The sequence below is a fragment of the Sphingomonas sp. Leaf5 genome (assembly GCF_001421155.1).
Classification (GTDB): domain Bacteria; phylum Pseudomonadota; class Alphaproteobacteria; order Sphingomonadales; family Sphingomonadaceae; genus Sphingomonas.
The window spans coordinates 332,332-345,764 of sequence record NZ_LMJZ01000001.1 but is presented as its reverse complement, the minus strand read 5'-3'; the positions used below and the strand labels follow the sequence as shown (position 1 = coordinate 345,764).

The window sequence follows — 13,433 nt, the reverse complement described above, 5'->3', positions numbered from 1 at the left end:
CGCTTTCCTACATCGCCGGGACAAGCCATCCTCGCTGAACCGATCCCATGCCCGCCAACCACGACCACCTCCAACGCAACCCGACCGCGAAACGCGCACGAGTGTGACTTTCGTGACCTTTGACCCGGTCTTGCGCCAAACCGGTCCGCGTCGATAGGAAAGCGTCCATGGCCAAGCTCTTCCGAATGCTCGCTTTCCTCCTCGCCCTGTCCGCCGGCACCGTCCATGCCGCCCCGCGCTGCACCCTGTCCGGCGAGTCGCGGGTCACCGTCGGCGACCGATCGGTACTGGTCCACCTGCCGCCGAGCCCCACCACCCCCGCCCCGCTGGTCATCCTGCTCCACGGCAGCGGCAGCACCGGTGCGGCGATGCTGCGCGACTCGAACCTCGCCGCCACCGCGGACCAGCACGGCTTCGTCGTCGCCGCCCCCGACGCCGGCATCGCGCATGACAAGGGGTTCGTCTGGAACATCCCCGGCGTGCCCACCGTCGCCGGGACGATCCCCGGTCCCGACGCGCCCGACGACGTCGCCTTTCTCGGCGCGCTGATCGACCGATTGGCGAAGGCCGGCTGCGTCGACCCCACCCGCGTCTATGCCACCGGCCTGTCGGGCGGCGGGCGGATGACGTCGTGGCTCGGCTGCGTCGCGGCCGACCGCTTCGCCGCCATCGCCCCGGTCGTCGGCCTGCGCGCCGGCAATCCGCTCGCCAGCGATCCGACCCGCCCCGATCCCGACACCTGTCGACCGAGCCGACCGGTTCCGGTCATCGCCTTCGCCGGCGACGCCGATACCACCAACCCGATCGAGGGCGGCGGTGCGAAATACTGGTCCTACACCATGCACGCCGCCGAACAGCGCTGGGCCGCGCTCAACCGCTGCACCGCCGCCCCCGTCACCCGCTGGGTCGCGCCGAAGGTCTATGAGGAACGCTACACCGCCTGCCGCGGCGGCGCGGACGTGGTCGGGCGGATCACCGTCGGCGGCGGGCATAGCTGGGTCGTCGACAACGACGCGCTCTGGACGTTCCTGTCGCAGCACCGCCGCTGACCCTTCCCAAGGCAATGCGAATCCGCCAAGCCGCACCGATGACCGTCCGAACCCTGTTCCCGACCCATCTCTACGAAGCGACCTTCAACGACGCGCTGGTCGCCGATCTCGACGCGTCGGTGCGCACGCTGGCCGAGGAGGATATGGCCGGGCGACGCTGGTCGAAGGAGCATGGCTATCACGGCTATACCTCCTACGCCTCGCTCAACGACCTGCCGCTGCGCGATCCGGTGTTCGCCGATCTCAAGCGCATCCTCGACCGCCATGTCGCGAAGTTCGCCGCCGCGTGCGGCATGGAACTGGGGGGGCGCAAGCTGAAACTCGACAGCCTGTGGGTGAACCTGCTGAAACCCGGCGGCGGCCATTCGGGCCATCTCCACCCGCACAGCGTCGTGTCGGGCACCGTCTATGTCGCGGTTCCCGAAGGGGCCGGCGGCATCCGCTTCGAGGACCCGAGACTGGCGCAGTTGATGGCCGCCCCCACCCGCCCCGGCACGTTCGAAACCGTCGCCCCCCGGCCCGGCACGCTGCTGTTGTGGGAAAGCTGGCTGCGGCACGAGGTCATGCCGCACGCCGGCAAGGGCGAGCGGATCAGCGTCAGCTTCAACTATCGCTGGTAGCTTTTGCAAAGACCGCCGCCAGCCGCTAAGGGGCGGGCTTTCCATCATCACCGGGATTGCGCCAAGTGGGTTTTCGCTGCGGTATCGTCGGGCTGCCGAATGTCGGCAAGTCCACCCTCTTCAATGCCCTGACGCAGACTCAGGCGGCGCAGGCGGCCAACTACCCCTTCTGCACGATCGAACCGAACGTCGGTAACGTCGCCGTCCCCGATCCGCGGCTGGACGCGCTGTCGGACATCGCCGGTTCGGCCAAGAAGGTCGAAACGCAGCTGGCGTTCGTCGACATCGCCGGCCTCGTCCGCGGCGCGTCGAAGGGCGAGGGGCTCGGCAACCAGTTCCTCGGCAACATCCGCGAAGTCGATGCGATCGTGCATGTGCTGCGCTGCTTCGAGAATGACGACATCCAGCATGTCGACGACCGGGTCGACCCGATCGCCGACGCCGATACCGTCGAGACCGAGCTGATGCTCTCCGACCTCGAATCGCTCGAAAAGCGTGTGCCGAACCTCGCCAAGAAGGCGCAGCAGGGCGACAAGGAAGCGAAGATCGGCGTCGTCGTGCTCGGCCGCGCGCTCGACCTGTTGCGCGACGGCAAGCCCGCGCGCCTGACCGAGATCAAGGACGAGGAAGAGGAACGGCTGTTCGCGCAGGCGCAGCTGCTGACCGCCAAGCCGGTCCTCTATGTCTGCAACGTCAACGAAGAGGACGCGGCCGAGGGCAACGAGCTGTCGGCCAAGGTCTTTGCCAAGGCCAAGGCGGAGGGTGCCGAAGCCGTCGTCGTCTCCGCCGCGATCGAGGCCGACATCGCGACCATGGAACCGGCCGACCGCGCCGAATTCCTGTCCGATCTGGGTCTGGCCGAAACCGGCCTCGCCCGCGTGATCCGCGCCGGCTATTCGCTGCTTCACCTGCTGACCTTCTTCACGGTCGGGCCCAAGGAAGCCCGCGCATGGACCGTATCGGTCGGGGCGAAGGCACCGCAGGCGGCCGGCGAGATCCACAGCGATTTCGAACGCGGCTTCATCCGCGCCGAAACCATCGCCTTCGACGACTATGTCGCGTGCAAGGGCGAAAGCGGCGCACGCGATGCGGGCAAGCTGCGTTCCGAAGGCAAGGAATATGTCGTGCAGGACGGCGACGTGATGCTGTTCCGCTTCAACGTCTGATCGCCCGACACATTCCCGTCACCGGCGGGCGATAGACGAACGGCCTGTCCTCTTGTCGAGACCTGTCATGCGTATCCCCGCCCTCTTCGTCGCGCTCGCCGCCCTGTCGGGCTGCGTCATCCAGACCGGATCGGCAGTGCCACCGCCCGCTGCGGTTGCCGAGACGAAGGCGCCGGTCACGATCCTGATCGGGGTCGATGGCGCCCGGCCCGACTATCTGTCGCCCGCGATCGCGCCGAACCTGTCGCGGCTGACGGCGGACGGCGTATCGGCGTCGATGCAGCCGAGCTTCCCGACCAAGACCTTTCCCAATTTCTGGACGCTCGCGACCGGCGTGCGCCCCGACAAATCGGGCATCGTCGGCAACAAGATGGAGGACGCCACCCGCCCCGGTGAGGTCTTCACCATGGCGACCGACGATCCGTTCTGGTGGAACACCGCCAAGCCGATCTGGATCGCTGCCGAGGAAGGTGGTGTGCGCAGCGCGACGATGTTCTGGCCGGGCAGCGAAGTCGCATGGGGCGGTACCGGCAAGCCCGACCACGGCGTCTATGCCGGCGGCCATCACGCGTCCGACTGGCAGGCGTTCAATCAGGCGATCACCGCCGAACAGCGCGTCGACGCGGTCGTGGACTGGCTGCGGCGACCGGCGGCGACCCGCCCGAGGTTCGTCACCCTCTATTTCGACGATGTCGATGTCGCCGGCCACGACGCAGGCCCGCATTCGCCAGAGACGCTAAACGCGATGACCCGCGTCGATGCGGCGATCGGCCGGTTGCAGCGCGAACTGGCGGCCCTGAACCAGCCGACGAACCTGATCGTCGTCGCCGATCACGGCATGGCGGCGGTCGCTACCGACCGGGTCATCGCGTTCGACCGGGTCGCGCCGGCCGACGGCTATCGCCTGATCGAAACCGGTCCCTATGCCGCGATCGAACCGATGCCCGGCAGGGAAGCCGCCCTCGCCACTGCGCTCGGCAGGCCAAAGCCGCATATGCAATGCTGGCCCAAGGAACAGATCCCGGTGCGGCTGCGCTATGGCACCCATCCGCGCGTGCCGTCGTTCCTGTGCCTTGCGGACATCGGCTGGACGATCCTGCCGACTGCGCCGACCCGCCCGGTCACCGGAGGGGCGCACGGCTATGATGACGCCGCGCCGGATATGCAGGCGCTGTTCGTCGCCGGCGGTCCGGCCTTCCGACCGGGCGTCAAGCTGCCGGCGTTCCGCAACACGGCGGTCGCTCCCCTGCTCCGGCGGATGCTCGGCCTGCCCGCCGACCCGACGCTCGACGGGGATGGCGGCATCGCGGCGACGGCGCTGCGATAATGCTTGCCAGCCAGTGGATTTCGTCCTGAAACTGCCCCCATGCGCTATTTCGAGGACATCGCCGTCGGCGAAACCGCCCGTTTCGGCTCCTACCGCGTCGAACGCGATGCGGTGATCGACTTCGCCCGGCAATACGACCCGCAGCCGTTCCACCTGTCCGACGAAGCCGCCGCGCAGACCCATTTCGGGCGGCTGGCGGCGAGCGGCTGGCATAGCTGCGCGATGACCATGGCGATGCTGGTCGACCATTGGACCGCGAACCCGATCGCCAGCCTCGGCGCGGCGGGCATCGACGAACTGCGCTGGAAGCGACCGGTGTATCCCGGCGACACGCTGTCATGCGAAACCGTGGTCCGATCGGTTCGCGCATCGCGCAGCCGCCCCGAAATGGGCAATGTGGCGAGCGAAGTGACCGTCCGTAATCAGACGGATCAGGTGGTGCTGACCTTCATTTCGCAAGCCTTGATCGCAATGCGCGCGGGCAAGGGCTGATACTCGTCCTCGCCGCACGCTGTCGCGAAATAGTCCAGATAATCTCGATATTTACGCGGGACAGCTTCGGCAGCCCGGCCTTCGCGAGACCTCTGCGCAAGCCTTAATCTTGGGCAAAAACGTGCCGTACCCCCCCCGGCGCAGGGGGGAGTGTTCACGTCGGACTCTGTAGACGTTTTCCGGCGAGGAAGATGTCAAGGGTGATCCCGAGCATCTGTTGGGTCTTGGAGGCGCGTTTGATTCGGCGGTTGAAGCAGGCCAGCATGTCGCGGAACGAGGCGTTAGACGATTCGATCAGATGCCCCGACGTGCGGCCCCGCTTGATCAGGTCGGTCCCTTCGCACGCTGGACAACGCATCCTGTCCTCCCCGTCCCAAATCAAAGGAACACAGAAGAATCCAAAACGCGCCTCGTTTAAACAGTCCCGCCTTCGCTGGGGTACAGGCCGTGGAGACTTGCAAAGACGTCTCGGCTTCATCCGGGATGACCTAAGCAGGATCGACCTTCCGTTCGTTGGGTGCCAGGAATAGCGTTCGATCCCCGTTCGTCACTCCCACGCAGGTGGGAGTCCCTACACCTCAGCGTCGCGAATCCGGCCGGACCGGCGGCGTCTACGAATTCCCGCCTGCGCGGGAATAACGAAGTTCCGTGATTATCGCTGAAGGTCGATCGGCCCAAACAAAAGCTCGACAAGTCCTTTGCGCATTCCGGCCACCATACCGGCGGTCAGACCGGTTCTGCCATCGCACGCTGGGCAGCGTCGATCACGGCGGTCGCGCAACGATCGATATCGTCCAGCGCCGTCGGATCGATCGGTGCGTCGTCCCGGGCATCCTCGATCACCTGCAACGCCGCGACCAGTTCGAACGCGCCCATGCTGGCTGCGGCTCCGCGCAACGCATGGGCTTCGCGCCGGGCGAGGTGGATGCGGTCATGTTCGACCAGCGTGCGCAGCCGCGCCGGGGTCCGCGCCGCATCCTCGATCAGCAGTGCCAGCAACGTGTCGCGCTGCGCCGCGCCGAGGGCGCTGGTGATCGACTGCATGCGGTCGCGGTCGATGGCATCGGGATTCGGCATCGCCGGGCGTCCGGCGGGCATCGGCGCCTTGCTGAGCACGGCGCGCAGTTGCGGCACGTCGACCGGCTTGGTCAGAATGCCGTTCATCCCGACGCGCAGGATCTCGGCGCGGCGTTCGGTCGAAAGGTCGGCGGTCAATGCATAGATCGGCACGCCCGCCCCCGCCCCGCTCCACGCCCGGATCGCACGCGCGGCAGCGATCCCGTCCATCACCGGCATCTGTACGTCCATCAACACCACATCGACCGGATTGCCCGTCGCCGCCGTGACATATTCGACGGCGCGCGCGCCATTTTCGACCGCAATGACGTGATGCCCCAGCCGCCGCACGATTTCAGTGATCAGATAGCGATTGGTGTCGTTATCCTCGGCGACGAGGACGGTCGACGCCGTAATCCGCCCCCCCGCCGGCGTCGCGTCCGATCCGGGTACGGGCGCATCCACCGGCAGTCCGACCTGTCCGGCGGCCGGCAGTGGCAGGCGGAACCAGAAGCGCGATCCGGCACCGGGGCGGCTGACGACGCCGATGGTGCCGCCCATCGATTCGACCAGCATCCGGCTGATGCTGAGGCCGAGGCCGGTGCCGCCATAGCTGCGGGTGGTCGAGGCGTCGGCCTGAACGAAGGGTTCGAAGATGGCGTCCAGCCGGTCGTCGCGGATACCGACCCCGGTATCGGCGACCTCGAACCGCCAGCAATCACCGGCCTCGCGCGTCGCGGTGATGCGCACCGATCCGTGCCGGGTGAATTTTATCGCGTTGCCGACCAGATTGGTCAGCACGCGTTGCAGCCGCGCCGGATCGCCGACGACGCGCGAATCGGGTACGTCGAAGTCGAGCGACACGGCATGATGCTTTGCCTCTGCCGCGAACATGCCGGTGGCCGTCGCGAGCAGTTCGCGCGGTTCGAAGATGATCGCTTCGGGCTGGCTGTGCCCCCCTTCGAGTTTCGAGAAGGTCAGGACGTCGTCGACGATATCGGACAGCGTCCGGCCTGCCTGTTCGAGCGAATCGAGATGCCGCATCCGCTGAACCCGGTCGGGCGTGTCGCGCAGCAACTGTGCGGCGGCGAGGATCGAGGTCAGCGGGGTGCGGATCTCGTGGCTGATCGTCGCGGTGAAGGTCGCCTTGGCCGCCAGCGCGCGTTCGGCATCCTCGCGCGCGGCACGAAGATCGGTCATCACCGCGACCTGTTCGGTCGTATCCTGCAACACGCCGAACAGGCCGACCACTTCGGCCCCCTGCCCCCGTTCGGCCTGTCCGCGGGACTCCACCCAGCGGATCGCACCATCGTGCCGGATCAGCCGGGCGGTGAAGGCGAACGACCCGCCGGTTGCAATCGCTCGGTCGATCTGGGCGCGAACCATCGCGCGGTCGTCGGGATGATAATAGTCGAGCGATGCCTCCAGCGACGGTTCCTCGCCCGGCGGCAGGCCGTGGATCCGGAAGATTTCCGGCGACCACAGGTTACGCTTGTCGGTGAGGTTCAGTCGCCAATGGCCGAGCCGCGCCGCGCTTTCGGCCATGGCGAGCAGCCGCTGCTGCTCCTGCAACTGGGTAATCGATTCGATCGCCCTGGTCTCGGCCGCCCGGCGTTCGCCGATGTCGCGGATCGAGCCGATCAGCTCGCAATTATAGCGGCTGTCGCCGATCAGGCGGAACGCGCCCTCCAGCCAGACATAATGGCCGTCGCGATGCTGCATGCGGTAGCGAAAGACGGTGCTGTCGCCGCCGGGAACCAGCGCATAGGTCTGACGGCGGACGCGATTGCGATCGTCGGGATGGATCGATGCGTAGGGGGTGCGCGAGATCATCTCGTCGGGCGTATACCCCAGCAGGCGCAGCGACGCCGGCGAGGCATAGCGGCGGATGCCGTCGCGACCGACGCGAACGATCAGGTCGGTCGAATAATCGGTCATCATCCGCAATTGTCGTTCATTGTCGCGGATCTCGTTCAGCGCCAGCGACTGTTCGTAGAGGAGCGAGGCGACCGGAAAGCTGGTCAGCGCGATGATGCCGATGAGCAGTTGCAGGAACAGGACCCGGTCGGCGACCGCGTCGAACGCTGCGACGATCGGACCGACGCCGTTGAGCGTGCCGACCGTCGCAATGGTGCCGATGATGAGCAGCGAGGCCGACACACCGATGAAGCGCGAAAACAGCGCGGCGAACACGCCGCACGGTAGCAGCAGGAACAGCGAGGGGTTGCGGCTGGTCCCGAATACCACCAGCGCGATGATCGTCGACATCGCGATCGGCAGCGCGAGCGTCGGCGACAGGATCCTGAGCTCCTCCGCCAGCGCGCGTCGCGTCGCCTTCAACGCCGGCAGGAGGACGATCAGCCCCATGGCGATGGCGGCAAACCACTGCACCGCGTGGTAGAAGACGATCACGCCGTGCAGGAACCAACCGGACACCTCGGCCAGCAGGGTGCTGACCGTGGCACCGACGAACGCCGCGAGGATCACCAGTCCATAGCCGCGCAACGATCGGGGATCGGGTTCGAACCGCCGCAGCAGCCCGGCAACCAGTAGGATGACGACCGCGTCGATCGAGGCATACACGATCAACGGCAGCAGCGGCAGGCGGACGAACACCCCGGCGGCGACCAGCGTGGCAAAGGTGATCGCGGTGATGCCCGGCCACCGCCGGACCGGACGTCGCGTCAGCGTGGCGACCGCGATCGGCGTGGCCGGCCAGATCAGCAACGCCCCCTGCAACAGCGGCACCAGCGCCATGGCCAGTGCCGATGCAAGGAACAGGATCGCCACATACCGCGGCATGTCGATCGGCGGCTGCACCGCCGGGCGACGACTGTCGCGCCGCGGCCAATGGTCGTCGACCGGCCGCTGCGGGGCATCGGGCCAGACCGGCGCGTGGGCCGATGAGGGTGGCGATTGGCCGGTCATGTTCGATCATCCGCCCGTTTGCGCAAGGTCATGATGGTGGCCGATCCGTCGCGTTACGGCAACGGACGTATCGGCTAGTCCCGACCGTTCCCGGCCGGCAGCGACCCCGACCGCGCCCAGCGCCGCGCCAGCCAGCGCCCGGCAAGCGCCGGCAGACCGGGCCGCAGGAACAGCCAGTCGCGGATCGCCGGCCCCCGTTCGGCACCGATCAGCCCCTTATACCCGCTGTCGCCCGCGCCCCAGTCGACATGGGTGACGCCGTCGGCGACCGCGCGGACGAGGTTGCGGTAATAGAGCAGCCGCCCCGGCGAACGCTGGCCATAGGTCGCGTCATAGCTGTTGGCGACGGCATATTTCAGCTGACCGGCGTTGATATCGAACGAAAAGGCGGCAGGCTTGCCATCCATCCGGAGCAGCGCGACCCACATCATGTCCGCCAGCACCGGATCGGCAGCCGCCGCCCGCCAGAAGCGGCCATGGCCGGTCTCGGTAAACTTCGCGTCGTGACCATCGGTGCGCTCGGCAAGCCAGCTTGCCGCCTCGATCGCGGCGAGATCGTCGAACAGGCCGGACTGCCAGTCCGCGCCGCTGGCGAACGACCAGTCGGGGGTGCCGAGCGCCGCCAGATGCTTTTCGTTGAAGCGGTTCTTGCGCAGCGTCGACAGCCGCGGCCAGACGCCCTCGGCCTGCCGTGCGGCGATATCGAGGAGATAGCTGTCGGCGATGAAGCGCGGCAGCGCGCGCCAGCCGCCGGCGCGCGCCGCGTCCAGCAGCCCGTCGAGCATCGGATCGCCGTCATAGACCGGCCCCAGCCGGAACCCGCGCACCTGCCGCCCCGCTTCGTCCAGCAACGCCGCGACGTCGCCCGGCGCGGCATCCTGCGCGACGGGACCGCTGCGGAACGGCCAGTAGCTGCCGGGCACCTGCGCCACGCGCAACGCCGCCGGCCCCAGTCCGATCAGCGGCAGCGCCGCGATGGCCTGTCCGCCGCGCTCGACCAGCAGCGTTCGCGCCGTGCCGCCATAGGCGTCGATCGCGGCGGCATACCATCGGCGGCGCAGGAACCGGTGGCTCGGCGCGGCCGACGCGGCGACGGCATCGATCGCATCGGGCAGACCGGCGATCATCCGGGCGATGGCGGGGGAAGCGGGCGACAACATGGGCGGCATCATGCCCCATAACCGGTTACGATTGGGTAGCGATCCCGGGGTGTGCACGCCACGCGACCTTGCCCGGTTCGGTCCGCCGCTGCATAGCAAGCGCGTGGAATTCGAACCTGTCCTGTCGACCGTCGCCAAGACGATCCAGACCGCCATCGCGCCGGTCTTCCTGTTGGCGGGAATCGGCGCGATCCTGAACGTCATGGTCGGTCGACTGGCGCGGATCGTCGATCGTGCCCGCGACCTCGAAAAGCTGCACCCGTCCTCGATCGGACCGGAACATGCGCGGCACGTGTTCGAACTGCGGCTGCTCGACCGGCGCATCCGCGTCATCAACAATGCGGTGTTCCTGGTCGTGCTCTCGGCGGTCGCCAACTGCACCGTCGTCGCGATGCTGTTCATCGCCGAACTGCTCGACCTGGGCCTTGGCAAGGCGGTGGCGATCGCGTTCGTCCTGTCGATGGTGCTGCTGATCGGCGGACTGGTCTGGTTCCTGTTCGAGGTGCGGATGTCGGTCCATGCGATTCGCGTCCGCGCCGAATTGCTCGAGCGCGAACGAACGTGACGCCGCGCGGCGAGCGGACGCTGCTGCAGGTCGCGGTCGCGATCGCCTGCTTCGTGCCGCTGTCGGTGGCGACTTTCAGCATCCTGCGCGGTGCGGCGTGGCTGCAACCGGCTCCCGCGGTCGATCTGGACAGTCATTTCCGCTATCTGTCGGGCATCTTCCTGGTCCTCGGCCTCGCCTTTGCCAGCTGCATTCCGGCGATCGAGGGCAAGACCGGCCGGTTCCGGTTGCTGGGCGCGATGGTGGTCGGCGGCGGCCTCGCGCGACTCCTGTCGCTCCTGACGATCGGCGCACCATCGACGGGACATGTCGTCGGGCTTGGTATCGAGCTCGCCGTCGTGCCGCTGCTGCTGCTGTGGCAGACCCGTATCGCGCATCGATATCGGCAGGCGACAACCGCATAAAGTTCCGCCCGGACGCCCCGTCCGGCGACAGCAATTTTTCTGCGTTCCCGAAAAGTTCGCTTGCATTTCGCGAACCCGGCGGATCGCCGCGCGTCGCGTCGGGAGTGACCGTCGAGCCGGTCGAGCCGGGCGCCAAAGGTTATAATTGCCGACTTGCGCGTCGGCCGCTTTCCTACAATTAGTGGTGCCCGACGCGGGACGGGCGCTATGGATTGTGTTACGCCTGCTGGAACCTCCAATGCCGCCAACGCTTGTCAAGGGCGATGGTGCGCGCGGACGTTCCGTAGAAATCGACAGGGGCATCGCTCCGTGCTAGAACACAAGAGGAACGGGACGATGACCTTCCAGGATAGTCAGGATGCCCAGATGAACGAACTGCAATTCGCCGATCCGGCCCCCGCCGCCACGCCGCCCGCGCGCACCAGCCGTACGGTCGATGCGCAGCTGCACGCGGTCGAGGTCGATCATTCGCGCGATGCGCTGCTGACCGATTTCGGCAAGGACACGCTGAAGGACCGGTATCTGCTGCCCGGCGAATCATATCAGGACCTGTTCGTGCGAGTCGCGTCGGCCTATGCCGATGATGCCGCGCACGCCCAGCGGCTGTACGACTATATCTCGAAGCTTTGGTTCATGCCGGCCACCCCGGTCCTGTCGAACGGCGGCACCGGGCGCGGCCTGCCGATCTCCTGCTATCTCAATTCGGTCCCCGACAGCCTCGAAGGCATCGTCGAGACGTGGAACGAGAATGTGTGGCTGGCGTCGCGCGGCGGGGGCATCGGCACCTATTGGGGCAGCGTGCGCGGGATCGGCGAGCCGGTCGGGCTGAACGGCAAGACCAGCGGCATCATCCCGTTCGTCCGCGTGATGGATTCGCTGACCCTCGCGATTTCGCAAGGGTCGCTGCGTCGTGGTTCGGCGGCCTGCTATCTCGACGTCAGCCACCCGGAGATCGAGGAGTTCCTCGAAATCCGCAAGCCGTCAGGCGATTTCAACCGCAAGGCATTGAACCTGCACCACGGCGTGCTGATCCCCGATGCGTTCATGGAAGCGGTCCGCGACGGCACCGAATGGGCGCTGAAAAGCCCCAAGGACGGGTCGCAGCGCGCGGTCGTCGATGCACGTTCGCTGTTCCAGAAGCTGGTCGAGACCCGCCTCGCCACCGGCGAGCCGTACATCGTGTTCAGTGACCATGTGAACAATACGATGCCCAAGCATCACCGTGACTTGGGCCTGAAGGTGTCGACGTCGAACCTGTGCAGCGAGATCACGCTGCCGACCGGCAAGGATCACCTCGGCAACGACCGCACCGCCGTGTGCTGCCTGTCGTCGCTGAACCTCGAAACCTGGGACGAATGGAACGGCGACAAGCGGTTCATCGAGGACGTGATGCGCTTCCTCGACAACGTCCTGACCGACTATATCGAGCGCGCGCCCGATGAGATGGCGCGTGCGCGCTATTCGGCGGAGCGCGAGCGGTCGGTCGGCCTCGGTGTCATGGGCTTCCACTCGTTCCTGCAGGCGCGCAGCCTGCCGTTCGAAGGGGCGATGGCGAAGGCTTGGAACCTCAAGATCTTCCGCCACGTCAACGCGCAGGTGAACGAGGCGTCGATGCACCTCGCCACCGAGCGTGGGCCCTGCCCCGACGCCGCCGACATGGGCGTGATGGAGCGGTTCAGCTGCAAGATGGCGATCGCGCCGACCGCGTCGATCAGCATCATCTGCGGTGGTACCAGCGCCTGCATCGAACCGATTCCGGCGAACATCTACACCCACAAGACGCTGTCGGGATCGTGGTCGGTGAAGAACCCGTATCTCGAAAAGCTGCTGATCGCGAAGTCGAAGAACAGCGATGCGGTGTGGAACACGATCCTCGAGCGCGGCGGTTCGGTGCAGCACCTCGATTTCCTGAGCCAGGAAGAGAAGGACACGTACAAGACCAGCTTCGAGATCGACCAGCGCTGGCTGCTCGAACTGGCCGGCGACCGTGCGCCGTTCATCGATCAGGCGCAGTCGCTGAACCTGTTCATCCCGGCCGATGTCGAGAAGTGGGACCTGCTGATGCTCCACTATCGCGCATGGGAGCTGGGCATCAAATCGCTCTATTATCTGCGGTCCAAGTCGGTGCAGCGCGCCGGGTTCGCCGGTGGTGTCGAGGCGGACAATACGTCCGAGCTGGCCAAGTTCGATCTGGGCGAGACGACCGATTATGACGAGTGCCTGGCCTGTCAGTAAGCGGGCGGCAGCGATTTGCTCAAGCAAATCGCTGACTCGCCACGTCGGGCAGCGGGGCGGCGCAGCCGTCCCGTCTGACGGCGTGGCGGTTCGGGCCATGAAAAAGGGGGCACGCGGCCCCCTTCCCCGTCGCGATGTTCGCGATCGATCAGATGGCGGCACCATCCTCTTCGGTCTCGAACGTCACCGCGACATCGGCATTTGCGGACAGGCGGACGGTGTCGCCTTCGACCTCGGCGACGAGGCCGCCGTCGATATAATGGTGATGCCCTTCATGCGAGCTGTCCGCCCCTTCGACCTGCGCGCCGCTGTCCTTCTTGGTCAGCTTGATGCGGTCGCCTTCGACGCGGTCGACGGTTCCGACATGGACGCCATCGGCACCGATGACTTCGGCGTGTTCGTTGATGTTGCTGAGATCGGCCATGCTATTT

The 13,433-nt window shown here is 66.8% G+C and carries 12 protein-coding genes; 8 read left to right on the top strand and 4 right to left on the bottom strand.

From position 1 onward, the window contains the following. The first annotated feature begins 167 nt into the window (after positions 1-167). From ASE50_RS01600 to ASE50_RS01580, 5 genes are all read left to right on the top strand, one after another. On the top strand, positions 168-1,049 hold the full coding sequence (locus ASE50_RS01600; protein WP_056394720.1) for an alpha/beta hydrolase family esterase: 882 nt from the start codon (positions 168-170) through the stop codon (positions 1,047-1,049). 38 nt (positions 1,050-1,087) lie between these two features. Next, positions 1,088-1,669, top strand: a complete 582-nt coding sequence (locus tag ASE50_RS01595) for a TIGR02466 family protein (protein ID WP_056394718.1) — start codon at positions 1,088-1,090, stop codon at positions 1,667-1,669. 65 nt (positions 1,670-1,734) lie between these two features. Then, positions 1,735-2,835: a redox-regulated ATPase YchF gene (gene ychF, locus ASE50_RS01590; RefSeq protein ID WP_056394716.1), complete on the top strand. Its 1,101-nt coding sequence runs from the start codon at positions 1,735-1,737 to the stop codon at positions 2,833-2,835. 67 nt (positions 2,836-2,902) lie between these two features. Further along, positions 2,903-4,162: an ectonucleotide pyrophosphatase/phosphodiesterase gene (locus tag ASE50_RS01585; RefSeq protein ID WP_056394714.1), complete on the top strand. Its 1,260-nt coding sequence runs from the start codon at positions 2,903-2,905 to the stop codon at positions 4,160-4,162. Positions 4,163-4,201: 39 nt separating this feature from the next. Further along, positions 4,202-4,654, top strand: a complete 453-nt coding sequence (locus tag ASE50_RS01580; RefSeq protein WP_056394712.1) for a MaoC family dehydratase — start codon at positions 4,202-4,204, stop codon at positions 4,652-4,654. Positions 4,655-4,808: 154 nt separating this feature from the next. Here ASE50_RS01580 and ASE50_RS01575 read toward each other — a convergent pair whose 3' ends face one another. The 3 genes from ASE50_RS01575 to ASE50_RS01565 form a co-directional block, all read right to left on the bottom strand. Continuing rightward, entirely contained in the window at positions 4,809-5,012 is a 204-nt protein-coding gene (locus ASE50_RS01575; RefSeq protein ID WP_156347527.1) for a hypothetical protein, read from the bottom strand. A gap of 368 nt (positions 5,013-5,380) precedes the next feature. After that, entirely contained in the window at positions 5,381-8,638 is a 3,258-nt protein-coding gene (locus ASE50_RS01570) for a PAS domain-containing protein (RefSeq protein WP_056394710.1), read from the bottom strand. 74 nt (positions 8,639-8,712) lie between these two features. Next, complete coding sequence (locus ASE50_RS01565) at positions 8,713-9,810, bottom strand: GNAT family N-acetyltransferase (protein WP_156347245.1); 1,098 nt, start codon at positions 9,808-9,810, stop codon at positions 8,713-8,715. A gap of 91 nt (positions 9,811-9,901) precedes the next feature. Between ASE50_RS01565 and ASE50_RS01560 the strand changes: the two genes are divergently transcribed. From ASE50_RS01560 to ASE50_RS01550, 3 genes are all read left to right on the top strand, one after another. Next, positions 9,902-10,363: a DUF2721 domain-containing protein gene (locus ASE50_RS01560; protein WP_055997203.1), complete on the top strand. Its 462-nt coding sequence runs from the start codon at positions 9,902-9,904 to the stop codon at positions 10,361-10,363. Then, positions 10,360-10,767 carry a DUF4345 domain-containing protein gene (locus tag ASE50_RS01555; RefSeq protein ID WP_056394708.1) on the top strand — a complete coding sequence of 136 codons (408 nt, stop codon included), beginning with the start codon at positions 10,360-10,362 and terminating at the stop codon, positions 10,765-10,767. The genes ASE50_RS01560 and ASE50_RS01555 overlap by 4 nt, the downstream gene beginning before the upstream one ends. 336 nt (positions 10,768-11,103) lie before the next feature. Beyond that, positions 11,104-13,002 carry a ribonucleoside-diphosphate reductase subunit alpha gene (locus ASE50_RS01550; protein ID WP_056394705.1) on the top strand — a complete coding sequence of 633 codons (1,899 nt, stop codon included), beginning with the start codon at positions 11,104-11,106 and terminating at the stop codon, positions 13,000-13,002. Between the two features lie 148 nt (positions 13,003-13,150). Here the strand turns inward: ASE50_RS01550 and ASE50_RS01545 are convergent, their stop codons facing one another. Beyond that, positions 13,151-13,426 carry a DUF2171 domain-containing protein gene (locus ASE50_RS01545; protein WP_056394702.1) on the bottom strand — a complete coding sequence of 92 codons (276 nt, stop codon included), beginning with the start codon at positions 13,424-13,426 and terminating at the stop codon, positions 13,151-13,153. Positions 13,427-13,433: the final 7 nt, after the last annotated feature.